Here is a 26,188-nt window from a genome sequence, read left to right as displayed (position 1 = left end):
TATTGTTTCTCAGGAAACAAACATAAGTTTACCGTTTTATTGTTTCCTCGTCAACAATAAAACAACATAAAAAAATACCACTTACTCAGTGATATTTTTCAGATGATGTCTATATCGACCAATGAAACGAAAAATAGTGTCAAATTCTTCATCGGTCATGTGCTTAAATACTTCTTTATCACGTTCAAGAAAAGATTGGTGTAATTTTTGATGGATATCATTTATTTTTTGTCCATTGGTTGTTAGTCGAAAATATATTTCCTTTTTATTTTCGACACTTTGATAACTCTCTATAATATTTTTAGCTATTAGCTTCTTGGTAAGCTTGCTTATAGCACCTCGAGTCATGTAGCTTGCAGCTGCAAGTCTTGTTACATTCGCATTTGGGATTAGAGAGATATTTTCAATTAATTCTATTTCACTCAACGTATAGTCCTTTAAAGCCAATTCTACTTCAGGTTTATTACGCCAGATTATCTCATTACACAAGTCCATAAGTTCACTCATTAACTGCTGTCGTTTATCCATAATAACTCCTCCCTAATTTGTATACAGTATAACGAGTTTTTGTTTCTTTCACAACAAAACCACCAAATCACTTTAATGTTTATTACGAATACGTAATAAACGTTATTATTAATGAGAAGTAAATGATTAAACTACTTTATTAAAACTATGGAGTAAATAAAAAATTTGTTTATTTACTATGCTGCTTGTTTATTTCTTATTTTACTCAGATAAAAATCAATCGTGTTTCCACTTAAAGAGATTTTGCTTTTCCATACTGAGAGTATCCCTTTTTAGAGTAATAGTATCAGTATGGAAAAGTTATATATATTTCTTACATCAGGACTGAAAATTCTACAGCTTTTCTTGATAATATTTCCGATAGACGTTAGGAGTTATATTTTCATATTTTTTAAATGTCTTGATGTAATACCCGGGATCGTTAAAACCCAATTCATCACTAATCTGTGCAATAGACAAATCCGTTTTTTCTAATAATTGTTTAGACCACTCTATTTTTTTGAGAGAAATAAAAACAGAAAAATTCATACCCGTTTCTTTGGTAAATACACGGCTGAAATAACCTGTACTAATGTGACATAAATCAGCCATCTTTTGTTGAGATATTTTTTCTCTTTTATGCTTATAAATGTAGTCAAAGGCTGGCTGTAATACTTTGTTTTTACAAACTAAGTGATCGTTAATAGACGTTTTTACGTAAGCATTAGTAACGGTGTTGGCTAATTCCTTTTTTATATTTTGAATATTATCTAGAGAATAACCGTAAGAAATGTCTTCAGTAGAAAGGTCCTCTTTTACTGGAGCCATCTTTTCATATACTTCTAAAATTAAGTTTTTATTCATAGCTTCCTCTACAATGTAGTTACAAAGCCTATATAACATTTGAGCAGCGTCGTTAATTTCTGTATAGGATAGAGTAGGAATAGAATCATATAGACGCTGTATTTCCTCATTATTATTTAAATTTTGTTCAAATCCCTTTGATGGAACAGTAAGCATTTGTTCCAAGGGAGGATGTTTGTCACCGTCCTTAATTTTCACTTCTCCCGCCATGATAGCACCTACATATTTATCATCAATTATAATGGGAATGGCAATATCGATAATATTCCAGTGACATAAATAGATATAAGGAGCATTGGTTCTGACTGCCTCTAACCCTCCCCGCGCATCGCACTTTTCACAAAGCTTTGCTGTATTAGGATCTTTACGCATAGTCTCACAAAACGGACGTACACCACTGTGTTGAGAAATGGGCACTCCTTTATAGTTAACCGTGACAATCGCTAATTTTGTAACAAGCGCAAGCGAATCTTGAAGGTTTCGCCATTTCTTTAAATCTAGTATTTTATCTAAATTCATGTAAGTAGTTTTCAATGATGTTTTATCTCCCTTGCTTCTACTTTCCGTGCGGTAGTTTGGATTACCTATTTGAGAATATCTTTATTTTATTCCTGAGTTCGTAAAATAAAAGATTGTTCAGCGATAAAGGTAACCTCTTTTCAACGTGAACTTAGTAGTATTTTTACCTAAAATAATGTCATAATAATACCATATTAAATGAAGAGAGCAAAAAAATACGATAAAAAGTTGTAAAAACTCGTCACTTAAGACTAATGTAATCTTATACAAAAGATAGTAAAATTCCGATTGTAAGGGATTACAAAGTTAATTAGGAGGTTTTATTTATGAGAAAAGCATTTATTAGTCCTTCAAAATATATTCAAGGCGAAGATGAAATTTTAAATTTAGGTTATTTTGTGAAAACATTTGGTACTTCTGCACTTTTAATAGCACATCCTGAAGATATTAAACGTGTACAAGACAAATTAGATGCAACAGCAGAAAAATATGGTATTACATTTTTTGAAGGCGGATTCAATGGCGAATGTTCAAGACCAGAAATTTCTAGATTGCAGGAAATAGCGAAAGAAAACAACTGTGATTGTACAATTGGTTTAGGTGGCGGTAAGGCAATTGATACAGCAAAATGTGTGGCTGAGGGAGAGGGATTAATTATCGTCCCAACAATCGCTGCTACGGATGCACCTACAAGTCATTCCGCAGTTATCTATACACCAGAGGGTGCTTTCGATGATTACGCATACTTTAAGCAAAGCCCAAGTGTTGTATTAATTGATACAACAGTCATTGCTAATGCACCTACTAGATTCTTAGTATCTGGTATGGGGGATGCGTTATCCACTTATTTCGAAGCAAGAGCAACAGCACGTTCTTTCTCTAATGTAAATGCTGGATTACCTTGTGGAGTACGTGAGGACTTATGTTCACCAGCAAAAGGTACAAATGCAGCATTAGTGTTAGCAGAACATTGCTACAACACTCTATTAGAGGACGGGGTTAAAGCAAAAGCTGCAAGCGATCATAATGTTGTTACTCCAGCCTTAGAAAACATTATTGAAGCCAATATCTTATTATCAGGATTAGGGTTTGAAAGTGGTGGATTAGCTGGAGCACATGCGATTCATGATGGGCTTACTCTTTTAGAAAGTGCGCACCACTACTTCCACGGTGAAAAAGTAGCTTTTGGTACATTAGCACAATTGGTATTGGAAAATGCGCCAACTGAGGAAATAGAAGAAGTGTTAGATTTCTGTTTAGCAGTAGGACTTCCAGTTTGTCTCGCTGATATTGGAGTGGAACAAATTACACAAGAAGAGTTAATGGAAGTAGCTAATAAAGCTTGTATTCCAGAGGAATCTATCTATTCTATGCCATTCCCTGTTAATCCAGAGTCAGTAGCTGCAGCTATTCTTGCAGCAGATCAAATTGGAAATGATTATAAGAAGAGGTTGATATAAAATGAAAAAAATTATTAATAAACCGGAAGATGTTGTACTTGAGATGTGTAAAGGGATGGTTCTAGCACATCCTGAACTGAATTTAATTGAAAAATATAAAGTCATTAAAAAAGACCAAATTAATAAAAGTAAAGTAAGTATAATTAGCGGGGGCGGAAGTGGACATGAACCTGCTCACGCTGGATATGTAGGAAAGGGCATGTTAGATGCAGCAGTTTGTGGTGATGTATTTGCTTCACCTTCTCAAATACAGATTTATCAAGCTATTAAAGAAACAGCTAGCGATAAGGGAACTTTACTAGTGATTAAGAACTACAGTGGTGACATGATGAATTTCAAGAATGCTGCTTATCTAGCAGAAGAAGATGGAATTCAAGTGGATTATGTAAAAGTAGATGATGATATTGCTGTACAGGACAGTTTATATACAGTTGGAAGACGCGGAGTAGCTGGTACTGTTCTTGTTCATAAAATAGCAGGTGCTGCAGCAGAACGCGGCTATGATCTACCAAAAGTGAAAGAGGCAGCAGAAAACGCTATTGCGAATGTTAAAAGCATTGGCTTTGGACTAACTTCCTGCACAGTTCCTGCTAAAGGAACTCCTACTTTCGAGATTGCAGAAGATGAGATGGAGTTTGGCGTTGGTATTCATGGAGAACCTGGTATCCGTCGTGAAAAAATTATTTCAGCAGACGAACTCGCAGAGCGTACGGTAACTTCATTATTAAAAGAAGTAGGGATAGAAGATGGAAAAGGAGAAGTGGCTGTCCTAATTAATGGATTTGGAAGCACACCTCTTCAAGAACTATATTTATTAAATCATTCTGTCATTCGTGAATTGTCACGTAGAAACGTAACGATTGCAAGAACGTTTGTCGGAAACTATATGACAGCCATCGATATGGCCGGTGCTTCTATTTCAATTATGAAATTAGATGAACACTTAAAGAGTCTCCTATCTGAAGAGTGCGATACTCGTGCGCTAAAAATCAAAGGTGAAGTACCAGCTGTCACTTATAATGAAATCATCGGTACCGCGGAGGCCCCGAAAGTGTCCTATGAGGTGCAAACCAACAAAGAATATTCCATAGTAACCGAAAATCGATTGACGTTGAATAATATTATTTTCATGGTTGACCAAATGAGTGAATGTATTATTAGAAATGAAATACCATTCTGTGAATTAGATTCCCATGCTGGTGACGGAGACTTTGGTATGAGTGTTGCTAAAGGGTTCAAACAGTTGAAAGCTGAATGGCACGAAATTCTCGAAAATAAATCAAATGATATTGGAAACTTCTTAGAGGCGTGTTCTATCGTTATCATGGAGCACTGTGGCGGAGCATCAGGCCCTATTTGGGGATCAGCATTTCGCGCGGCTGGAAAGAACGCCGAATCTAAAACCGAACTGAATTTAACAGAATTTGCTGAAATGATCCAAGCGTCTGTAAAAGGAATTCAAGCAACAGGAGAACGTTCTTTTGGACGTGGAGCTGTTGTGGGAGATAAAACTTTAATCGATGCCTTAGTACCTTATGCAGATACGTTAACATCAAGTGCTGCTGAAGGTGAAAGCATGAAACATGCTCTTGTCAAAGCAGCAGAAGCTGCTGTTGAAGGAGCAAAATCAACCGAACAGATTGTTGCACGTATGGGACGTGCTGGTACGGTTGGAGAAAGAAGTCTTGGTTATCCGGACGCAGGTGCACATGGCTTAGGCGTAATTTTTACTGAAGTAGCTCAAGTAATGCGAGAAAATAAGTAAAATTTGGTATTATCCCCTCTAAATATAGTGTGAAAAAATTACTCTTTGAGAGTGAGGATGACACTGTACATGGAGGGGAATTTTTTATGGGTCACTAAGGACGATCTTTTACAATCTCGTTTAAGCTAGAAGTGATAAAAATGTACAATAACCAATGGTATTTCAAAGATAAAAAAGAAAAACAAAAAGTGAACGATCCCTTGATTATCAAGGGATCGTTTTTTATATGTTTTCTGGAAAGAGTGATTATGTTAACTAACTTTGTATATGATATTCAAGTTTCCCAACTCAATTTTGATATATAATTAAAATAGAATAAACCTGTGATTTAGTCTATTTAGATGGCAAAACATAAAGGTTATAAAGGAAAATATAGAGATGAATGTAAATAAAAAATGGTTTTTAGCTAAGTATGAGCCAGCATCCAAAGTAGGTGCTTATAAGTGGGACTACAAGTTTGATAATAGTATTGAAGCAATGCGGTTAGTAAATAGATATCTAATTGAAAGTTTAGATACAGTTATTTATCTATGACCAAGTAATAAGTTAAAGAATACATAACTACAATAAAGCCTCAAGAAGTATGTAACACTTCTTGAGGCTTTATTTATTCCTATAAAATCGTTTTATGTTAATCAGTTTTAGATATTGTATATGTTATTAAAATCAAAAAAGAGCTAACTATAGCCCTTTTTTGATTTTAATAGATAGTTCTACATTATCTTCTGGGTTTTATCGGGGTATATATTAACCTTTAATATGTATTTTTTTGCAGTTATAAGTTACAAAAAAGGGAAATATAGAAGTTTTTTATATCTAAGAACAGGAATCTAATAATATTTTATTAAAAACATATATAACAAGAGAAACGCGTAAAAAGAGGCTTTTACTTCGTGTAAGTAAAAGCCTCTTTTTACATTTGCTTTATTATTTAAGAGAATTTTTAAGCAATTCATCTTCTCCCATTAAATCTTCTTTAATCTTATCTAAATACTAACGCATCCATACAGCTATAAGCTTGTGACGTTTTCTTCATAGTTATACTCCCTTATTTAGAAGTTAATTGAAACTTCATTTTATACTAAGTGCGAAATAGTAATAAAAGGAGGCTTCAAAGTGGTCATCTAAATGCTTTAATTTAATCAGAGAATTAAAGTGAATTTATTTATTTAACCTTGTTGATTTAGAAGTAAATTGCTCTTTATTTTTAAACAAGTTAACTCCATAACCTGCAAGACCTCCAATAATTGCAGGGAATATCCAACCTAATCCAATATGGTAAAGAGGAAGATAGTAAGTAAATAATTGGTCAATACCAGGGATGTGTAAACCAAAATCATTTAATCCATCTATCAGGCTTACAACAAATGTTAAGAATAGGCTGCCTTGGTATACCTCAGCACATCCTTTAAATAAAGAATGAAGGAAAGTCAAAAAGATTAGAACGATTGCTAATGGATAGAGCACTGTTAAAACAGGTACTGAAAAAGAAATTAAATGATTCAATCCAACATTTGCGATGATTGCGCTAAACACGGATAAGCTAATCGCAATTTTCTTATAAGAAATAGAAGGTAATAATTTATGGAAATAAGAAGAGCATGAAGTAATAAGCCCTACGCTAGTTGTCAGACAAGCTACTGTGATCATTAAGCCTAATAGTAATCCTCCATATTCTCCAAAATAATAATCAGAAACTTTCGCTAACACCGTACCACCATTATCTAAATGCCCAAGCTTTTCTACACTTGAAGCGCCCATGTACGAAAGGGCAGAATAGATAGTTGCAAGAATAATAGCAGCAATTCCTGTAGCTTTTAGACAAACAGTTATAATTTGCTTCTTTGTTTTAGCGCCTTTTTCTTTAATTGCATTGATAATAATGATTCCGAAAACGAAAGATGCAAGAGTATCCATTGTTAGATATCCTTCTTGGAACCCATTAAAAAAAGAGTTTGTTACATATTTTTCTGTGGGTGCTTGAAATTTTCCAATAGGATGAATAAAAGCTACTAGAACTAGAATTCCGATGAATGTTAATTTAATTGGCGTTAAGAATTTTCCGACAATATCGACAATTTTCGCCGGATTGAGAGAAAAAAAGCATGTAATGCTGAAAAATATAATAGTAAACACAAGTAAAGCTATAGAACTAGAGCCTTCAGAAATGAAAGGTTTAAGTCCGATTTCAAAAGAGACGTTACCTGTTCGTGGGATAGCAAATAAAGGTCCAATAGCTAGATAAAGAACAGTTGTAAATACTAAACCAAAGATAGGATGTACGCGACTTGCTAATGATTGTAAATCTTCCTTTCCAGAGAATCCAAAAGCTAGTACACCAAGTAAAGGCAAGCCTACTCCAGTAACTAAAAAACCTGCATTTGCTGACCAGATATTTGCTCCCGCTGACTGGCCAAGCATGGCAGGAAATATTAAATTTCCAGCTCCAAAAAATAATGCAAATAACATTAAACCAATGATTACTATAAAAGAAAACGGTACTTTGTTTGACACGGTGAAACCCCCATTAATAATATTCTTCATAAAAAATTAAATTTTCAGACAACTAAACCTGCAAATAACTTATCTTTTTTGTATTATAAACAGTCAAATTACATATTTCAATATAAAAAATAAACTTTTTTAATAAAATTTAAAAATTATCAATTTTCCGTTCATTATTCATTATTAAAATAAAAATAATATTAAAAAACAAAATCTTTATTCAAATCGCGTACATTAAGTAGTTTAATACGGATATTTTTTTGAAAAGATCATAAATAATATTCAAAACGCGTATATTATTCTATTAATTAATGGGATTTAATTACATGCAAGAAAGTTTATAAATATAGTACTACGAAACTTATAAAGCTTTTTAAAATGGGCTGAACATCAAAAGTAAAATCAATTATTTAATATCTATAAAATACATAATAAATTTTATAGATACTGAAAAGACCTTATTAACATATTAATTAGGGTCTTTTTATCATTATTTCTTATTCCGATTAAATCCAACGATCTATATTACTTTCAAAGTACTTTATTTCACCTTATCTTTTTCTTTTGAATCCAAAACTCACCATATAAGCTATTGCTAATGAGATAAAAGCAGCAATACTAAACTTTATGTAAGAAATCTCTAAAGCCCAAAGGCCGTATTTGTCTGCATTTAAACGATACATAGACCACCACTGTCCATTTTCACCTTTGAATAATGAAACGACAATCCACAAAAGAACTAAGAATAAAAACCATGAAAAAAAGATAATATAGTTAGTCATTTTCTTATTCATTTGCCATCTCCTTTATCTTCCAAATTTACTCACAATATTCTTGTCTCCTATTATATTAACAATAATCGGGAAAACTTTAGAGTTTTTATTGAATAAAGAACATTTGTTCGTATATAATAGAGAACAAACGTTCTTTATTTAAGGAGTTATTCCAATGGATTATGAATATCTACCAAACAGAGTCATTATTTGTATTGATATGAAAGCATTCTTTGCTTCTGTTTCATGCGTGATACGTAGGCTAGATCCATTAAAAACAAAGTTGGCAGTTGTAGGAGATACAAAGCGGTCGGGATCAGTTGTGTTAGCTGCCACACCCTTATTAAAGAAAGAAGGGATCAAAACAGGCAGCCGTCTTTTCGACATTCCTAGAAGGAAAGATATCCATGTCGTAAATCCATCCATGGAAAGGTATGTCAAGGCTTCGAACTATGTTTCTAGTTTGGTATTACAGTATGTGGCTCCTGAGGATTTTCATGCGTATAGCATTGATGAGTTGTTTATTGATGCCACAGCTTCTTTGCATTTATTCGCTCGCACACCAAAAGAATTAGCCCGTAAAATCATCAACGAGATTTATCGCAAAACACGGCTGACAGCTACTGCAGGCATAGGTCCGAATCTCTTACTGGCTAAGGTGAGCTTAGATCATGAGGCCAAGAATAGCACAACAGGGGTAGCTTATTGGCGATACGAAGATATTCCTTTCAAATTATGGTCGATTCACCCAATGAAGGATTTCTGGGGAATCTCGTCTGCTACGGAAAGACGCTTAAATCGTTTGGGCATTCACTCCATAAAAGAACTCGCTCTTTCTTCTGTAGAGATGATACGTAAAGAATTTGGTGTCTTAGGAGAGGAAATCCACCAACATGCAAATGGAATTGATTTTAGTCGCATTTCTGACGTGTATATTCCGAGCTCTCGATCATTCGGGAAGAGTCAAATTCTGTTTCGAGACTATACAAATCGAAAAGAAGTGGAATTGCTGCTATTAGAACTGTTAGACGATGTGTGCTTTCGTTTACGTATGCATCAAGTCGTGGCACATACTATTCATTTATCCATTGGCTACAGCAAACAAACAGGTGGAGGTTTCTCGAGGCAAAAGAAAATGGAGCGAGCTTCGAATTTAAGTCAAGATATCTTCCCTTATTGTTTAACCATCCTACACACATTTGATAGCGGAATGCCCATTCGATCGATTGGAATTTCTTTATCGAACACCCTTATTCAAGAAGAAGAGCAAATGAGCTTATTTGAAGATATTGACCAGCGCGAAAGAGCCTATGCCCTTGCTAAAACGATTGATGAAATTCGTATGCGTTATGGGAAGAATAGCGTTCTGCGAGCTTCAAGCCATCTCGAGCATTCAACAGCTCGTTATCGAAACGGCCTTTTAGGAGGTCATAAAGCATAAAGGAGGAAGATGACATGCAAAACAGAGGAATGAAAAAATGGCGACCGTTTGCCACTATGCCCGAGCAATACAAAGGATTACAAGAAGTTATAAAAAAGCAATCAGAAATACCTCAACCTTTTTTAACAGAAGATCAAATGGAACAAATTAATTTTACCTTGATCGAAGCTCTCCATACACATAAAAAAGTATACCTTACGTATTACAAGCATGGGCAATGTATAACGGAAACAGGAGTTATTCAATTTGTAGATTCCCTTGGAGGGTTATTTGTATTTATAGATGAAGGATGTAAGCAAACGAACAAAATGAGGTTAAGCGAGCTAATTGATGTTCGTTTCATGTAGTAGAAAATAATAAAACCGTTTATTTACATAAGATTTCCATACATAATTAGTATAAGTTTAAAAAATATCTAATCATTTTTCCTAGATTCATTTAATGACGTTATATAAGGAGGCTCCTAATATGAAGCAAGTTTGGAATGAGTTTGAGCAGTGGTTAAAAATAAATCGACCAGAAGCAGCAGGAACGCTTAAAGAAGCAGCTACTGAATTAGAAATTGCAGAGGTTGAACAAAAGATGGGACTAACATTCCCCAAAAACCTTAAAGACTGGTTAATGATACATAATGGACAGCGTGATGAATATATAGCAGTTATTGAAAATTATACTCTATTACCTTTAGAGGAGATTCTGTATACGTGGCAAACATTAAAAGAGCTTTTAGACGGAGGAGAATTTGAAGATTTTCCAGAAATTGAACCTATTGGGCCAGTAAAAAAAGAATTTTGGTGGAACCCACGTTGGATTTCGATTGCCACGAATGGGGGAGGAGATGATATTTGTATAGACTTGGATCCTGATGAAGGAGGGAAAATTGGTCAAATTATCACCTTTTGGCATGATTGGGAACAGCGTGAAGTAATAGCAGACAGCTTAGAAGAATGGATAACAGCCACGATAAGTCATACAGATCATTAAAGGGGAGAAGCAAATGATAAAACCTGATATAGAGAAAATCTATAAAATTCTTAAAGAACTTCCAGGTACGTCAGTGAAAGTAGAATTTGAAGATGAAGTGGGAGAAATTCTTTCTGCTCCTTATTACATCTACCTTAAAAGCGAGTTTTTAGATGGCCAATTAGGCTACAGAGAAGATTTAGAAGCAAATTCCCTTATAGGAAATCAAGAAGGAGATTGGCAAGAAAACTGGTTTGTCATAGGGTATGATGAAGAAATAGGCGGTGACCCGCTCTTTATTGATATAGGGAATGTAGATTACCCAGTTTTCACAGCTGAACATGGCATGGGTGAATGGGACGCTTTAGAAATGTATGATTCTCTAAAAGAGTTTGTAGAAGAGGTTACTTAATTATTGCTTCGTTAAAAGATTTTGATAAAAGTACGGCCAGAGAAGAACAGATAGTAGTTTAGTATATACCTAGCTGTCCTCTTTTTTAGTACCTATTAAACTTAGAAAGAATGTAGAGGAAGGAAGGGCCTGATGGTAGGAATCGATTTCTGCATTGCCGATAATAAGAAAGAAGCAGCTTTTTCTACTAAATGTGTAAAATTTGAGGAAAGAGTACACGACTACCTGTTAACAAGAGAATTCAGACATTCGTTTGAATTATTGACAGGATTAGATCAATATGGGGACAAGTTGTTTTCTGTACAAGAGATAAATCAATTAATCAAGGTATGTGAAGCATTACAGACAATCTGTAGACAATCAACGGAGATAGCCCTGAAGACGAAAACATTTGCTGAAGCATTAAAGAGCCTTTGCTTAGAGGCACTGAAACTAAATAAATTAGTATTTGCCTCTGGCGATTAATGTAAAATTAAAACTGAAATCAATGTTGTAGTTCCATCGCTTCGATAATATGAATTAATAAATTCAAGGGAGAAAACGTCTTGAAAAAAACATTTCTAAATAAAAATAAAACACTTATAGGGTTAGGATATGAATTTCTAGTCGTTTGTCCACAATGCGCCTCTTGTGCAAAAGTCATAGCTTTAGATGATTCGAGTCCCTACGTCGCTAACGTCAGAAGAAGGTTTGTTTGTACTACTTGCGGAACCACAAAAGACAAAGTTATAAAAGCAAACGGTTACGGACAAGCAAGAGTATCGTACGAACGTAAAGCTGATTATGAAGTAATTTTAATTGGAGATCCCTGCGACTGGTATTTTCAACTTCCGCTCTATTTACAAATTGAATGTAGTGGAAACACCTTATGGGCATTAAACCTGGAACATTTAAATTATATCGAAAGCTATATAGAAGCTGAACTCAGGGAATCACATCCCTATTATTTAAGCGTCGAGAGTCGACTGCCAAAGTGGCTGAAGTTTGCTAAGAATAGAGAAGATGTATTAAAAGCTATTCAGAAACTAAAGGTGAAGACTTATTAGGTGCTTTGGCTGATTTGTTATAATTGCCCGTATATCTTTCTAATCATCTTATAAATTAAGCTAAAGAATTCTGCAACTGAAGGTAACTGTTAAATAGCCTAAGTATGGGAAGTGAAGAGTTTGTATCAAACCATAAAAATTAATGATTGGATTTTAGAAATTGATGTTGAAGAAACAAAAACACAGTATTTGAAAAAATGGGATTTGTGCGATTGTCTATATTGTCTAAACTTTTATGAAGCTATGAAGTCCCGATCAGAGATAGAGCTTCAGTTTTTTAACCGACTAGGTATTAATCCTTCTCAATGTAATCACTTATCACATTTTGATTCTCAAGAAAATGGACTCCACTTCTATATTGGCTGCTATCATATGGTAGATAAGGTATCTAACAAAACACCTCTTGAAATTATGAATTCAGATGGTGCAATTGAAATAAGCAATAACCTACATATTGGCTTTTCCAACGATTTAGAATTTGTCCCTGGCGGATTTACCAGACCCGTACTTCAACTTGATTTTGAGATAGAAGTCCCTTGGATACTTGTTGAAAAGCCAAATTAAAGTAATGTCAAATCTAATAAAGTTGTTTCTTAAAAAACCTATTCATTACGGTAACTAAAGTTAGTATTTTCATTCCAGTATAGGATAATCCAAATTTAGCCATATTAAATTGTAGTATTAAAAAAGATTAATACATATGAAAAATTCTTAAAAGGTGGATGTTATATGCTTGATTCTAAAACGATTGAAATTGTCCAATCAACAGTGCCAGTTTTGAAAGAACATAGTAAACAAATAGGAAAGAGATTTTATGAATTGTTATTTGAAAAAGCGCCAGATTTATATAATATGTTCAATCAAACAAATCAAAAAAGAGGAATTCAACAGGAAGCATTAGGATATGCCGTGTATGCTGCAGGAGAACATATTACAAACTTAGAAGCCATTAAACCTGTAATTGAACGGATTTCACAAAAGCATCGTGCGATAGGGGTAAAGGCAGAACAATATCCAGTCGTTGGTAAAACGTTACTTCAAGCAGTAAAGGATGTTTTGGGAGATACAGCTTCAGATGAGATTATTGAAGCATGGGGAAAAGCGTACGGATATATTGCCAATGCTTTTATTGAGCTAGAAGAAGCTCTCTACGAAGAGACAGAGAGTCAACCTGGAGGTTGGGAAGGATATCAAAGCTTTTATATAGATAAGAAAGTAGAAGAAAGTGATAATGTAACGTCTTTTTATTTAAAAGCTAAAAATGAGAAAGAAATTGCCTCTTATAAAGCAGGACAATACCTTACATTAGCAGCAAATGTTCCGGGAGAGAAATACACGCATATTCGCCACTATAGTCTTTCTGAAGCCCCTGGAAAGGATTATTATCGAATCAGTGTAAAACGAGAAGAAGGGCATGACGGTGCGCCAGCAGGAATCGTGTCAAACTATTTACATAAACAAGTTCAGACAGGAGATACTCTTAAGTTCTCAGCTCCAGCTGGAGATTTTGTACTTGATCACAGTGAACTTCCCGTTGTGCTAATTAGTGGAGGTATAGGTATTACACCTTTGCTTAGTATGCTGAATACCATTGTAGAAAAACAACCTACACGTAAGGTTACCTTTCTTCATGCAAGTATTAATGGGAAAACGCATGCTTTTAAAGAACATGTGGCTCAACTAAATAGAAATAACGAAAATGTTACCTCCTTCATCTGTTATAGCTCGCCTAATGAAGGGGATGGACTTGGCACTGATTTTGATAAAGAGGGTTATATTGATTTAGAATTGTTACAATCCGTTGTTCCTTCAAAAGAAGCTGTCTTTTATTTCTGCGGGTCGATTCCGTTTATGGAAGCTATTCTTAAAGCACTACATAGATGGGATATACCAAACGAACGTATTCATTACGAGGTATTTAGCCCTGTAGCCATTTTAGGAGAAAAATAAAGAAGTAATTGTTACCAGTAAACGGAAAATGTTCGATGAAAACACACGTTCTGTTTAAATAAATATGCTGTAAAAAAGCACTCATAAGCGTGCTTTTTTACTTTGCCCTAAGGAATGATTCTACAAACGATCATGATACATATAAGTATTTCTACACTCTCTGCGTACAAAAAACTGGAAAAAATTCTCTTCGGTAATTTATAATAATAGAAAACTATGTCGAACCCCAAATATTGGAGAGACTACTATATGAGAAGACTACTCCCTTTTATAATTTTTACCATTTACTGCATTCCATATGTTTATTTATCTATGCGAAAAGATTTTGAGGATGATTCAAAGGTAAGCTATATAATCATGGCCATAGTTACAGTAGCACTGTCTTATCTAAGTGGGCTTATTAGAGCGGATTTATCACTTATTTTAGGAAATATAATTTCTTTTAGTACCTCATATTTTTATAACGCATTAAGGCTTCCTGATTCTAAATGGGAGAAATATTTTTCGCCCTTTAATTCTGTCGAACAAGTAGTACTGATAAGCCTTGCGGCGCTTGTGCTGCAGGTGATTATTTATACACTTGCTAGAAAACGAGCGAAGAGATACATTCGTAATACTATGGTTTCGGAATAGTTCAAAAAAAGAGAGTTAATCATCTAATGAGCTAGACTCTTCAGGTGACCAAATGAAAGAAGGGTTAAAATGAGGAGAGATGTTGAAATTTCATTCTCTAAAAAGAAAGTGTTAAATGAGGAAGAACAACAAATCCTTCAAACGTGTACTTACCTGCTTTAAAAAGGATACGAATCAATTAGATAAGTTAGTTATACAACTTTTAAAAATGTAACCGCAAACAAAAAGGTATGTATTTCTCTTCCTACTTTAATTATACCACATAAAAAAACGCCGATATAGACTGTTTATTCTCATTTACTGCTGGTAAAATCAATAAAACATTACCGGTTAGGAGAGATGTTGAATGAACTCTTTAGTTCTTAGCTTTCAAGAAATAAAAGATACACAGCTTTCACTTGTTGGAGGAAAAGCCTTAAATTTAGGCGCGTTATCAAAAATTCAAGGAATACAAGTACCGGAAGGATTTTGTGTGACAGCGGCCGGGTATCAAAAAGCCCTTGAACAAAATGAAACGTTTCAAGCGTTACTGAACCAGCTGACGATGCTAAAAGCTGATGACCGAGATCAAATTGGTGAAATTAGCGAAAAAATCCGCCAAATCATTCTGGAAATAAAAATTCCTTCGGACGTTGTAAAAGCAGTTATTCATTCTCTCTCTCAGTTTGGGGAAGAGCATGCTTATGCCGTTCGTTCAAGTGCGACTGCTGAAGATTTGCCACATGCTTCTTTTGCTGGTCAGCATGACACCTATTTAAACATCAGAGGCAAAGAAGCTATTCTGCAGCACATTAGCAAATGCTGGGCTTCCCTGTTTACAAATCGTGCGGTAACCTACCGTATTAAAAATGGATTTGACCATAGTCAAGTGCACGTATCTGTTATTGTTCAACGAATGGTTTTTCCGCAGGCTTCAGGTATTTTATTTTCCGCTGACCCAATTACTTCTAACCGAAAGCTGTTATCAATCGATGCGGGATTTGGACTTGGAGAAGCGCTAGTGTCAGGTTTGGTCTCTGCCGATTGCTATAAAGTAAAAGAAGGCGAAATCGTCGATAAAAAAATAGCAGCTAAAAAGGTAGCTATTTACGGATTAAAAGAAGGCGGAACAGAAACAAAGGAAGTTCATTTCGATCTACAAAAAACGCAAGCGCTCACTGACTCTCAAATTTTACAGCTAGAACGCGTTGGAAGACAGCTTGAAGCTTACTTCGGTTGTCCTCAAGATATTGAATGGTGCTTGGCTGAGGATACATTTTATATTGTTCAAAGTCGTCCAATCACTACTTTATATCCAATTCCTGAAGCACATGATCAGGAAAATCGCGTTTATGTATCTGTTGGACATCAACAAATGATGACCGATGCCATGAAACCACTGGGGTTGTCTTTTTTTCTGTTAACGACTAATGCACCTATGCGTACAGCCGGTGGAAGGCTGTTTGTTGATGTCACCCCTATGCTGGCTTCATCTGACAGCAGAAAAATGATGTTAGGTGCCATGGGACAACATGATCCCCTCATGAAAGACGCACTTACAAGCATAATAGAGCGAGGAGACTTTATAAAACCTTTACCAAATGATCAAAGTTCTGGTAAAAGCAATAAAAGCATGCCGCCTACGAAGCCTAAGACACAAATCGAAAACGACTCGACCATAGTTTCTGACTTGATCAAGAAAAATCAAGCATCAATAGAAGAGCTAAAGCAAACCATCCAAACGAAATCTGGGTCGGAATTAGTCGATTTTATTTCAGAAGATATCGGGACATTAAAGAAGATTTTATTTGACCCACAAAGTACAGCTGTGTTTATGGCTGCTATGGATGCTTCATCATGGATCAATGAAAAAATGGAGACGTGGCTAGGTGAAAAAAACGCAGCAGACGTGATTTCTCAATCTGTACCAAACAATATTACATCAGAAATGGGTCTGGCGCTATTGGATGTCGCAGATGTGATTCGTCCTTATCCAGAAGTCATCCATTATTTACAACACGTAAAAGATGATAACTTTTTGGAGAAACTGGTTAAGTTTGAAGGCGGAGAGAAAACTCAAGACGCTATCTATGATTATCTCAGCAAATACGGAATGCGATGCCCCGGCGAAATCGATATTACGAAAACTCGCTGGAGCGAAAAGCCGGCTGCACTTATCCCTGTGATTCTTGGTAATATTAAAAACTTTGAGGCTAACGCTAGCAAGCAAAAATTTGAAAAAGGCCTGCAGGAAGCCTTGAAAAAAGAGCAAGAGCTATTAAACCGCTTGAAGCAATTGCCGGATGGTGAACAAAAAGCAAAAGAAACAAAAGAAAAGATTAATCTCATGCGGAATTTTATCGGTTATCGTGAATATCCCAAATACGGCATGATTAATCGCTATTTTGTTTATAAACAGGCTCTGCTGAAAGAAGCCGCTCAGCTTGTAAAAGCCGGTGTTATTTCTGAAACAGAAAATATATACTATCTGACGTTTGACGAACTTCAAGAAGTCGTGCGCACACATAAAGTGAATGATCAAATCATTACCAAGCGAAAAGAAGAATACCGATTATACACAAAGCTAACATCTCCGCGTGTAATCACGTCTCATGGCGAAATTGTTACAGGTGCGTACAAACGAGAAAATCTTCCGTCCCAAGCAATTGTAGGTTTACCGGTTTCTTCAGGAGTGGTAGAAGGGCGAGCGCGCGTCATTTTAAACATGGAAAATGCTAATCTATCAGAGGGAGATATATTAGTTACTTCCTTTACTGACCCTAGCTGGACCCCGTTATTTGTAGGGATAAAGGGGCTTGTTACGGAAGTTGGCGGACTGATGACTCATGGAGCAGTCATTGCACGTGAATACGGATTGCCAGCGGTTGTCGGCGTAGAGAATGCTACTCGGCTGATAAAAGACGGACAGCAAATTCGCGTACATGGAACAGAAGGATATATTGAAATATTGTAAAAGCTAAAGATGCTTGCGCTGTTTTCCTTCTTTATTAATAGATGAAAATTTGTCTAGATTTCTATGCGTATCTTCAGGTAATACAAAAAGGCAGGCCATTATAATGGCCTGCCTTTTTGTATTGGTGACGCAGTAGATTAAAACGTCAAATGCTGACTTTTTTTACAGCCGACTGCTGCACATGCTCCATAAACAGTTTGAACAAGTTTAGCATTGAAGTATGTTCTTTTGCCATCATTTCTGGATGCCACTGGACGCCGACTACAAATTGTTTTCCTTGTTTTTCAATGGCTTCAATAACTCCATCTTTTGCCCATGCAGAAACTTCAAAACCTGGCGCTACGTCTTTAATAGCTTGATGGTGAAATGAATTAATAAGAGCTTGATTACCGTAAAGGTCATGCAGGCGTGTTCCGTCTTTAATCATGATGGAATGAGAAGGGTCGCTTGTATTTTTGTATTGATCATGTTTGATAAATGACTCTTTAATGTCTGACATGTCTTGATAAAGAGTCCCGCCGTAAGCAACGTTCAAAATTTGTAAGCCGCGGCAAATCGCTAACACCGGCTTTCCTTGATCGATCACATGCTTTAACAATAGCTGTTCAGACTGATCTCGTGCTAAAAAAGGTGAACCCGTTTTGGTTGTCGGTTCTTCTCCGTATAAAAGGGGATTAACGTCTTGACCACCTGATAAAATCAACCCGTCTATACTTTCTGCCTGCGCTTTAATCATTTCTTCATCTTTTAGCACTGGCAAGATAAAAGGAATTCCGCCGCTGAGCGCTGTTGATTCGATATAGTCATTATTCACATACGCTCGCTTATAGCCTGGAAAGCGTCCTCCTTGATCCACAATAATGCTTCCTGATATGCCAATTAAAAATCCCACTGTTGTTTTCTCCTTTTTGTTAAATTACCATTTCTTGAGATGTTCTTTCTTTTTTACTGCGTTGATAAAGTGTGTTCAATCTCTTGCTTTATAAGAAATAAATGGTTCTTTTGTTCAACTATTATACATATATACCATATTTACTTAATAGAAAATGGTATAATAGCCTCTGTATGTTAAAAATACTAATTGCCAAAGGTAGAAGGTAGTGCTACAATTGTTCACATTCCTACTATTCTTCTTATTATAGTCGGATTAAAATTTTATACAAGGAAATAGGAGTGATTTTAGTGAAAAGGACTTATTTACTTTTCATCTCTCTTTTAACCATTGTCCTCATGGTAGCAGGGTGCAGTGGTAATGCAAGCAAAAATTCTTCAAGTGAAAAAGAAGGAAAAGAAGGTGGAACGCTAAACGTCGCGTCTCAAAGTGAGCCAGCAACGCTAGATGCTCAAATTACTGGGGACTCAGATGTGAAAGACGCAACGCGCAGTATCTACGAAGGACTAATGATTTTAGACGAAAAAGGAAATCCTAAGCCTGACTTAGCGTCTAAAGTAGATATTAGCGATGATAATAAAACATACACGTTCCAATTAAGAAGAGGGGTTAAATTCCATAACGGTAAAGAAATGACTGCAGATGACGTTGTCGCTTCTATTAACCGCTGGATTAAGCTATCGTCTCTTGGGAAAACAAACTTCTCTGGTGCTGAAATGACCAAAACCGGTGATTATACGGTAGAGCTTCATTTACCATCACCAAACGTTAACACGCTTTCTTTATTAGCTGATCCAATCCCCGCAGCAGCTATTTTACCAAAAGAAGTCGTTGACAATGCATCTGATGAAGGGATCAAAGACTACATAGGAACAGGTCCATATAAAGTAAAAGAGTGGAAGAAAAATCAATATCTTTTATTAGAGAAATTTAAAGATTATTCTTCGAAAGGCCGCGAAGTTAAGAAAACTCCTCACGTCGATGAAATTAAGATTAGTTTCGTAAGCGATGAGTCAACTAGGATTTCTGGTATTACAACCGGACAATTTGACGTTGCGCTATCTGTATCAAGCGATAATGCCAAACAAGTTGAAGGCAGTCAAAATGCAAAAGTAGAAACATCACCAGGCGGATTTATGGGACTTTTCTACAACGCAGATAAAGGCGTCTTTAAAGACATCAATGCACGAAAAGCAGTTAACGCAGCTCTTAACTCAAAAGACATCTTAGACAGTTCTTACGGAAACTCGGATTATTACAAGCTTTCTTCATCCATTGTGAACAAAGAGTATCCAAATTACTACAGTACAGCTGGAAAAGAAGAATATAACCAGCATGATAAGAAAAAAGCAAAAGAATATTTGAAGAAATCTGGTTATAACGGAGAAGAAATTCGCTTAATGGCGTCTCGTGATTACCAAGATCAATACAATACAGCTGTTGTGGTTCAACAAGAGTTAAAAGACATTGGTATGAATGTAAAATTAGAAGTATACGACTGGGCGACATTCAGCGATAAAATGAGTGATACAAGCCAATGGGACATCTATCCTGTTGACTGGAACGCTCGTTCTACCATCTTCCAAGGATTCTGGACTACAAAAGGTACATCAGTTGAAAAATCAATGGACTACTTAAACAAAATTAAAGCTGCTCCTTCTGTTAAAGAAGCTCGCGGTGACATTGATGCAATTCAGCAATACGTATGGGACGAGCTTCCGTTTACGCTTATTGGTCATAAAGTGAACATCAATGCCGTTTCTAACAATGCAAAAGGCTATGAGTATAATTTAGGTCCAATTTTCTACAATATGAGTTTAACAAAATAATATCTTATTATTCTAATAAACAGAGGGCTTACGCTCTCTGTTTTAGAAAGGAGTTTACGATGGGAGCTTATACACTTAAGAGACTTTTTGCACTAATCCCTGTTTTATTCATTGTATCTATTGTTGTGTTCTTAATTACGCGCTTAACGCCTGGGAGTCCCGCAGCAATCATTTTAGGACAAGGCGCAAGTCCGGAACAAATTGCAGCGCTGAGCAAAGAAATGGGATTGGATGAGCCTGTGGTAAACCAATACTTTATCTGGCTATCTAACATTTTCCACGGAAATTTTGGCTATTCTTACTTTTTAAATAAACCTGTGCTCGGGGCAATTTGGGATAATGTAGGCCCTACGGTTTCTCTAGCTATACTCGCGCAAATTTTTGGTGTGGCGTTTGCTTTACTATTTGGTATATATGCAGCTAAACATAAAGGAACGATTCGTGATGAAAGCATTATGGGAGCTAGCCTTTTAGGTATTTCCATTCCTAGCTTTCTTCTCGGTTCATTCCTTATTTTGCTTTTTGCGGTACAGCTTCGAATTTTTCCTGTTTCAGGATACGTTCCGTTAAATGCTGGATTATTTGAGTATTTAAAGTACTTAGTTTTACCAACGATTACGCTTGGAGCGATTCAAGCTGCATTAATTACGCGTATGACGCGTTCATCTTTACTCGATACCATTTCTGAGAACTTTGTTAAAACGGCAAAAGCAAAAGGATTAAATGAACGCACAATTATGCTTAAGCATACGCTGCGCGTGAGTTTTTTACCGATTTTAACAGTTATCGGAGAATCATTTGCGGGACTTGTGACCGGAGCGGCGGTAACAGAATCATTATTTAACATTCCAGGGCTAGGTCAGCTGATTGTTTCATCAATTGAACGCCGGGATTACGCGCTTATTCAAGGAGCCGTACTTTTAATTACGGTTGCTTATGTGGTCATCAATTTAGTTGTTGATTTGCTGTATGCCGTGATCGATCCGCGTGTACGCAATTCTTATCATGATTAAAGGAGGGTGATGAATGTGAACGCACAACAAAATACAGAGACCATTTCAGTAACTGTAAAGAAAAAAAGAAACCCAGCGGTAGTGCGCTTTTTCTCAAATCGTTTGCTAGTAAGAGGAGCGATACTTATTTTATTATCTATTTTGATTGCTGTTTTTGCTCCGCTCATTTCTCCTTTTGGCAGCTTACAAATCGACCCTGCAAATCGATTAGCACCGCCGTCAAGCACGCACTGGTTTGGAACGGATAACTTTGGACGAGATGTATTTAGCCGGACAATGTACGGCGTCAGAATATCATTAATGATTGGAGCCGCAGTAACGATTATTGCTACTGTACTTGGTTTAATCGTTGGACTTTTATCTTCTTATTATAAAATTCTTGATTATATTTTAATGAGAATTTGTGACGGCTTGTTTGCTTTTCCATCTATTTTACTAGCAATTGCTATTATGTCTGCTTTAGGACCTAAAACAAGCAACGTTATTATCGCACTGAGCCTTGTATTTATTCCTTCGATTGCGAGAATTGTTCGTTCAGCTGCGCTTGTTGTAAAAGAAAAAACGTTTATTGAAGCGCTAAAAGCTCAAGGAGCAAGCTCACTTCGAATCATTTGTTTTCATATGGCGCCAAACGTCTTATCGCCTTTAATCGTTCAAGTAACATACGTGTTTGCCGTAACGATTTTAACTGAGGCTTCGCTAAGCTTTTTAGGAGCCGGGATTCCTGCGCCGACACCGAGCTTAGGAAATATGCTGTATGACGGAAAGCTTGCGATTTACAACGCATGGTGGATGACCGTGTTTCCGGGTGTATTCATCATTTTAATTGTACTTGGCCTTAATTTATTTGGTGACGGTCTGCGGGATTGGTTAAATCCGAAAAACGTAATGCTGAAGAAAAGGAGGAAAAAACGTTGAGTAACGCCCTTTTAAAATTAGAAGACTTACAAGTAACTTTTACAACGTATAGCGGAGAAGTAACGGCTGTTGACAATGTATCTCTTCAATTAAATAAAGGAGAAGTATTAGGGATTGTCGGTGAATCAGGGTCTGGAAAAAGCGTAACGTCCGAATCTATTCTTCAGCTATTAGATGAAGACCTAACAAGCTACGATGGCAAGATTTTGTTTGAGGGAAAAAACTTATTAGAGATGTCTTCAAAGCAAATTCAAAAGCTAAGAGGAAACGAAATCTCAATGATTTTCCAAGACCCAATGTCGTCATTAAACCCCGTTATGCCCATTGGAAAACAAATTGCTGAAGTGATTCGTCTGCATCAGAAAGTCTCCAAAAAAGAAGCGCAAAAGAAAGTCGTAGAGCTTTTGAGACTAACAGGCATTCCGTCTCCAGAACAGCGAGCAAAAGAGTATCCGCATGAAATTTCCGGTGGAATGAGGCAGCGCATTATGATTGCGATGGCTTTAGCCTGTGAGCCAAAGCTTCTTATTGCCGATGAGCCAACAACAGCTTTAGACGTAACCATTCAAGCGCAAATTCTTGACCTCATGATGGATTTAAAAGACAAGCTCAACATGGGCGTGCTTTTCATTACCCATGATTTAGGCGTTGTAGCTAATATTTGTACAAAAGTAGCCGTGATGTATTTAGGACAAGTGATGGAAGAAACGGACGTTAAAACGCTGTTTTCAAAGCCGCTTCATCCTTATACAATGGGCCTAATTAAGTCGGTTCCTCACTTAGATGGCGACAGAACACAAGAGCTTTCGTCCATTCCGGGAACGGTTCCGCCGCTTTCAAACGTGCCAGACGGCTGTCGTTTTGCACCAAGATGCCCGTTTGCAACGGAAAAATGCCATAAAGAAGTACCTGTTTTAGAGCATGCCGATGATACGCATCGCATTCGGTGCTGGCACTATGAAAAAATTCAAGAAGGAGAGGTTGCGTATGTCTAGTGAAGCAAAGCAGCAAAGCGCCAAGCCCTTGCTTGAAGTTCGCAACCTGCAAAAATATTATCCGGTTCGTTCTGCTTTAGGGAAAGCAAAAGGCCAAATCAAAGCAGTTCAAGATTTATCCTTTGATATTTATGAAGGCGAAACGTACGGATTAGTAGGTGAATCTGGCTGCGGGAAAAGTACAGCGGGGCGCACGCTTTTAAAATTAGTAGAACCAACGGGCGGAGAAGCACAGTTTAATGGAGAAAGTATTTTCGAATCTAAAGCATCACGCTTACGAACAATTCGTAAAGATTTACAAATGATTTTCCAAGATCCACATACTTCCCTTAATCCAAGAAAAAAGATTGGTGCTTCCATTCAAGAAACATTAACAATTCATAATGTAGGCGCAAAAAGCGAACGAAAGCAGCTTGTCATTGAGTTATTAAAAAAGCTTGGATTTAACGAAGAAGATTACAACCGCTATCCGCACGAATTTTCAGGAGGTCAGCGCCAGCGCATAGGCATTGCGCGTTCATTGATTTTAAACCCCAAGCTTATCATTTGTGATGAGCCGGTTTCAGCACTGGACGTATCCATTCAAGCACAAATCTTAAACTTACTGCGCAGTTTGCAAAGAGAAATGAAGCTTTCATATCTTTTTATCTCCCACGATTTAAGCGTCGTAAGACATATTGCAGACCGCGTTGGTGTGATGTATTTAGGAAGATTAGTAGAAGAAGGGCCAACAGATGAGATTTTTTCAAATCCTCGTCATCCTTACACAAAACTTCTTTTGTCATCTGTCCCGGCAATTCACGAACATGAAAAACGCGAAAAAATTGAGGTTAAAGGTGAAATTCCTTCTCCTCTTAATCCACCTTCAGGCTGTGCGTTTCATAAAAGATGCCCGTTCGCATTTGACCGCTGCATGAAAGAAACACCTGAAGATACAGTGATTGACAACAAGCATAAAGTAAAATGTCATCTTTATAGTTAAGGTGAAAAGCTGTAGCGATAGAGAAAACAAACGTATTGATGCAGCAGCACAATCGAATAGATAGAAATGGAAAAAGTCACTAGTGCCTCTAGTGGCTTTTTTGTGTGAAAATAGCGGATTTAAAGGGTGGTGAAAAGTCATTATTCAGCGTATTAGATTCATTTTCATATAAAAGATATAAATAATCCTTACTAACCTATCTATCCTAATATATGGAGATATGAAAACAAAACGTGTTATGATGGTATCGGTGATAATTATGGGTAAAAAAGCAGATAAAACGAATGTCATGCGAATTTTAGATCAGAAAAAAATTGTGTACAACTATTATTCTTATGACACTAAAAAGCTGAGTGGGGTACAGGTAGCTACTTCGCTCGGAGAGGATCTTGCTAAAGTCTTTAAGACACTGGTGACCGTAGGGAAATCAAAAGAACATTATGTCTTCATGGTACCGGTTGAAAAGGAGCTTGATTTAAAGAAAGCGGCAAAAGCGGCTGGTGAAAAGTCCTTAGAAATGATTCCTCAAAGAGAGCTGTTACCTCTTACAGGATATGTTCACGGCGGGTGTTCTCCTATCGGAATGAAAAAGCAGTTCGAAACCTTCATTGACTCTACAGCAGAAAACTGTGAAACGATTTACTTTTCAGGTGGACGTGTAGGTCACCAAATACAGTTAACGTTAAGTGACTTATCAAAAGTAATTCGCTTAAGTTTAGCAGACATCACAAAAGATAGTTAAAATGTAGTTCCCTTGAGCGAAACGTACTCAGACATGAGCGTTTCGCTTTTTTAGTTCCCTTAATTACTGTCTTTTTATCTGTTAAAACAATAAAATAAAAGTAAAAATATAGAAAAAATGATATTATATAGTTAATATGTGGAAAATTTATAAAAAGGCTAGGAGGAAGACAAAAATGATTAAATCAATTATTGGCGGGTTCATTTTATCTTTTATTCTTTTATTAGGATGTACAATAGCAAACGTAAATTCAGAAACAGTATTTTTCGTAGCGTTCATTATACTAGTAGGGCTAGCCATTATTATATCTGGAGCAGCTGTAAGCGGTGATCGAATGAGAGCCAATCTGGCCACGGAATCAAAAACGGACAAGAAGTGGAGAATTAGAAATTCTATAAACCTTATGTTAGCTGCGGCTCCAGTTCTCGGCGTATTTCTTCTCATTCATTATTTTATATAGTTTGGTTTCCAAACAACAAGCTTAGGTGAAAAATATCTCGGGATAGAACGCTTTTTATGTGAATTTAAAATTAAATGAGCCAAATTAAGGTCGCCAATGCAACAAAATTATAGAGCATCCATGGCTGTATATATAATAAGAGATAAGATTAAAATTCGATAATTATCTTAAATTTAGGTTAGAGCTTAGTACAAGTTATGTTTATTCTACATATTATGTAAATGTAAGCAGCTTACACTCACAAGTTGATAAGAGTATTTTCTTAACCATGTTCTCATTTAAAGAACATGGCTTTTTTTCTGTTTGTCATATAAATTAGAAAGCCGAACTTTGTAAAATTTTTGTATAAATAATTAGAAAATATTATATTTTCTAATAAATCAATAGTACAATATATAAATGGAAGGGAGGATTAACACTACATATGTAATAGACAGCCGCCGCTTTTAAAACCACTTATCTTATTATCTATAGATGATACTGAAATGAATTATCCAACCTTTTTTAAGCGCTCTCATTATATAAGTAATTGGTTGAACAGGTTTTATAGAAAGCAATACAATCTA

24 protein-coding genes are annotated in these 26,188 nt (G+C 36.1%); 19 read left to right on the top strand and 5 right to left on the bottom strand.

Going from position 1 to position 26,188, the window contains the following annotated elements:
* Positions 1–81: 81 nt before the first annotated feature.
* Complete coding sequence (locus AC0KUU_RS11170; RefSeq protein ID WP_043981865.1) at positions 82–528, bottom strand: MarR family transcriptional regulator; 447 nt, start codon at positions 526–528, stop codon at positions 82–84.
* Between the two features lie 333 nt (positions 529–861).
* Entirely contained in the window at positions 862–1,905 is a 1,044-nt protein-coding gene (locus AC0KUU_RS11165) for a PocR ligand-binding domain-containing protein (RefSeq protein ID WP_116733231.1), read from the bottom strand.
* Positions 1,906–2,216: 311 nt separating this feature from the next.
* On the opposite strand from AC0KUU_RS11165, the gene AC0KUU_RS11160 reads away from it, so the two are divergent.
* The 3 genes from AC0KUU_RS11160 (at position 2,217) to AC0KUU_RS11150 (ending at position 5,649) form a co-directional block, all read left to right on the top strand.
* Positions 2,217–3,350 carry a glycerol dehydrogenase gene (locus AC0KUU_RS11160; RefSeq protein ID WP_097823719.1) on the top strand — a complete coding sequence of 378 codons (1,134 nt, stop codon included), beginning with the start codon at positions 2,217–2,219 and terminating at the stop codon, positions 3,348–3,350.
* A 1-nt stretch (position 3,351) separates the two neighbouring features.
* Positions 3,352–5,115 (top strand): dihydroxyacetone kinase subunit DhaK, encoded by a 1,764-nt coding sequence (gene dhaK / locus AC0KUU_RS11155; RefSeq protein WP_322551951.1) that lies wholly within the window; start codon positions 3,352–3,354, stop codon positions 5,113–5,115.
* A 378-nt stretch (positions 5,116–5,493) separates the two neighbouring features.
* The gene (locus AC0KUU_RS11150) at positions 5,494–5,649 is read left to right on the top strand and encodes a hypothetical protein (protein WP_237074799.1); all 156 of its coding nucleotides are present in this window, start codon (positions 5,494–5,496) and stop codon (positions 5,647–5,649) included.
* A gap of 627 nt (positions 5,650–6,276) precedes the next feature.
* Here the strand turns inward: AC0KUU_RS11150 and brnQ are convergent.
* A complete protein-coding gene (gene brnQ, locus AC0KUU_RS11145) occupies positions 6,277–7,629 on the bottom strand; it encodes a branched-chain amino acid transport system II carrier protein (RefSeq protein ID WP_043981872.1) in 1,353 nt (450 codons plus the stop codon).
* A 542-nt stretch (positions 7,630–8,171) separates the two neighbouring features.
* Positions 8,172–8,414: a hypothetical protein gene (locus AC0KUU_RS11140; RefSeq protein ID WP_043981873.1), complete on the bottom strand. Its 243-nt coding sequence runs from the start codon at positions 8,412–8,414 to the stop codon at positions 8,172–8,174.
* A 154-nt stretch (positions 8,415–8,568) separates the two neighbouring features.
* On the opposite strand from AC0KUU_RS11140, the gene AC0KUU_RS11135 reads away from it, so the two are divergent.
* The 9 genes from AC0KUU_RS11135 (at position 8,569) to ppsA (ending at position 17,791) form a co-directional block, all read left to right on the top strand.
* Positions 8,569–9,834 (top strand): Y-family DNA polymerase, encoded by a 1,266-nt coding sequence (locus tag AC0KUU_RS11135; RefSeq protein ID WP_116515720.1) that lies wholly within the window; start codon positions 8,569–8,571, stop codon positions 9,832–9,834.
* A 14-nt stretch (positions 9,835–9,848) separates the two neighbouring features.
* A complete protein-coding gene (locus tag AC0KUU_RS11130) occupies positions 9,849–10,181 on the top strand; it encodes a YolD-like family protein (protein ID WP_097823712.1) in 333 nt (110 codons plus the stop codon).
* Between the two features lie 121 nt (positions 10,182–10,302).
* On the top strand, positions 10,303–10,818 hold the full coding sequence (locus AC0KUU_RS11125) for an SMI1/KNR4 family protein (RefSeq protein ID WP_116515721.1): 516 nt from the start codon (positions 10,303–10,305) through the stop codon (positions 10,816–10,818).
* Positions 10,819–10,831: 13 nt separating this feature from the next.
* Positions 10,832–11,209 carry a hypothetical protein gene (locus AC0KUU_RS11120; protein WP_043981877.1) on the top strand — a complete coding sequence of 126 codons (378 nt, stop codon included), beginning with the start codon at positions 10,832–10,834 and terminating at the stop codon, positions 11,207–11,209.
* 132 nt (positions 11,210–11,341) lie between these two features.
* Positions 11,342–11,674, top strand: a complete 333-nt coding sequence (locus AC0KUU_RS11115; protein ID WP_043981878.1) for a hypothetical protein — start codon at positions 11,342–11,344, stop codon at positions 11,672–11,674.
* An 80-nt stretch (positions 11,675–11,754) separates the two neighbouring features.
* The gene (locus tag AC0KUU_RS11110; protein ID WP_043981880.1) at positions 11,755–12,255 is read left to right on the top strand and encodes a hypothetical protein; all 501 of its coding nucleotides are present in this window, start codon (positions 11,755–11,757) and stop codon (positions 12,253–12,255) included.
* Positions 12,256–12,375: 120 nt separating this feature from the next.
* Positions 12,376–12,819 carry a hypothetical protein gene (locus AC0KUU_RS11105; protein ID WP_237074801.1) on the top strand — a complete coding sequence of 148 codons (444 nt, stop codon included), beginning with the start codon at positions 12,376–12,378 and terminating at the stop codon, positions 12,817–12,819.
* 165 nt (positions 12,820–12,984) lie between these two features.
* Positions 12,985–14,205: an NO-inducible flavohemoprotein gene (gene hmpA / locus AC0KUU_RS11100; protein WP_322551953.1), complete on the top strand. Its 1,221-nt coding sequence runs from the start codon at positions 12,985–12,987 to the stop codon at positions 14,203–14,205.
* Between the two features lie 979 nt (positions 14,206–15,184).
* Positions 15,185–17,791: a phosphoenolpyruvate synthase gene (gene ppsA / locus AC0KUU_RS11095; protein WP_322551954.1), complete on the top strand. Its 2,607-nt coding sequence runs from the start codon at positions 15,185–15,187 to the stop codon at positions 17,789–17,791.
* 145 nt (positions 17,792–17,936) lie between these two features.
* On the opposite strand, the gene AC0KUU_RS11090 is transcribed toward ppsA, so the two are convergent.
* Positions 17,937–18,683, bottom strand: a complete 747-nt coding sequence (locus tag AC0KUU_RS11090; RefSeq protein ID WP_043981888.1) for a gamma-glutamyl-gamma-aminobutyrate hydrolase family protein — start codon at positions 18,681–18,683, stop codon at positions 17,937–17,939.
* Positions 18,684–18,973: 290 nt separating this feature from the next.
* On the opposite strand from AC0KUU_RS11090, the gene AC0KUU_RS11085 reads away from it, so the two are divergent.
* The 7 genes from AC0KUU_RS11085 to AC0KUU_RS11055 all read left to right on the top strand — a co-directional run bounded on the left by AC0KUU_RS11085 (position 18,974) and on the right by AC0KUU_RS11055 (position 25,622).
* Entirely contained in the window at positions 18,974–20,512 is a 1,539-nt protein-coding gene (locus tag AC0KUU_RS11085) for an ABC transporter substrate-binding protein (protein ID WP_043981890.1), read from the top strand.
* A 59-nt stretch (positions 20,513–20,571) separates the two neighbouring features.
* Positions 20,572–21,525: an ABC transporter permease gene (locus tag AC0KUU_RS11080; RefSeq protein WP_043981892.1), complete on the top strand. Its 954-nt coding sequence runs from the start codon at positions 20,572–20,574 to the stop codon at positions 21,523–21,525.
* Positions 21,526–21,534: 9 nt separating this feature from the next.
* A complete protein-coding gene (locus tag AC0KUU_RS11075; RefSeq protein ID WP_043981894.1) occupies positions 21,535–22,443 on the top strand; it encodes an ABC transporter permease in 909 nt (302 codons plus the stop codon).
* On the top strand, positions 22,440–23,438 hold the full coding sequence (locus tag AC0KUU_RS11070) for an ABC transporter ATP-binding protein (protein ID WP_162214050.1): 999 nt from the start codon (positions 22,440–22,442) through the stop codon (positions 23,436–23,438). Before AC0KUU_RS11075 ends, AC0KUU_RS11070 begins: the two co-directional genes overlap by 4 nt.
* Positions 23,431–24,420 carry an ABC transporter ATP-binding protein gene (locus AC0KUU_RS11065; protein WP_043981897.1) on the top strand — a complete coding sequence of 330 codons (990 nt, stop codon included), beginning with the start codon at positions 23,431–23,433 and terminating at the stop codon, positions 24,418–24,420. Before AC0KUU_RS11070 ends, AC0KUU_RS11065 begins: the two co-directional genes overlap by 8 nt.
* 259 nt (positions 24,421–24,679) lie before the next feature.
* Positions 24,680–25,162, top strand: a complete 483-nt coding sequence (gene ybaK / locus AC0KUU_RS11060) for a Cys-tRNA(Pro) deacylase (protein WP_043982614.1) — start codon at positions 24,680–24,682, stop codon at positions 25,160–25,162.
* A gap of 175 nt (positions 25,163–25,337) precedes the next feature.
* The gene (locus tag AC0KUU_RS11055) at positions 25,338–25,622 is read left to right on the top strand and encodes a DUF5316 family protein (RefSeq protein WP_043981900.1); all 285 of its coding nucleotides are present in this window, start codon (positions 25,338–25,340) and stop codon (positions 25,620–25,622) included.
* Positions 25,623–26,188 lie beyond the last annotated feature (566 nt).

This window comes from Priestia sp. ST2, from assembly GCF_055810735.1.
The sequence above is the reverse complement of the archived record's forward strand: the minus strand, read 5'-3'. Positions and strand labels throughout refer to the sequence as shown.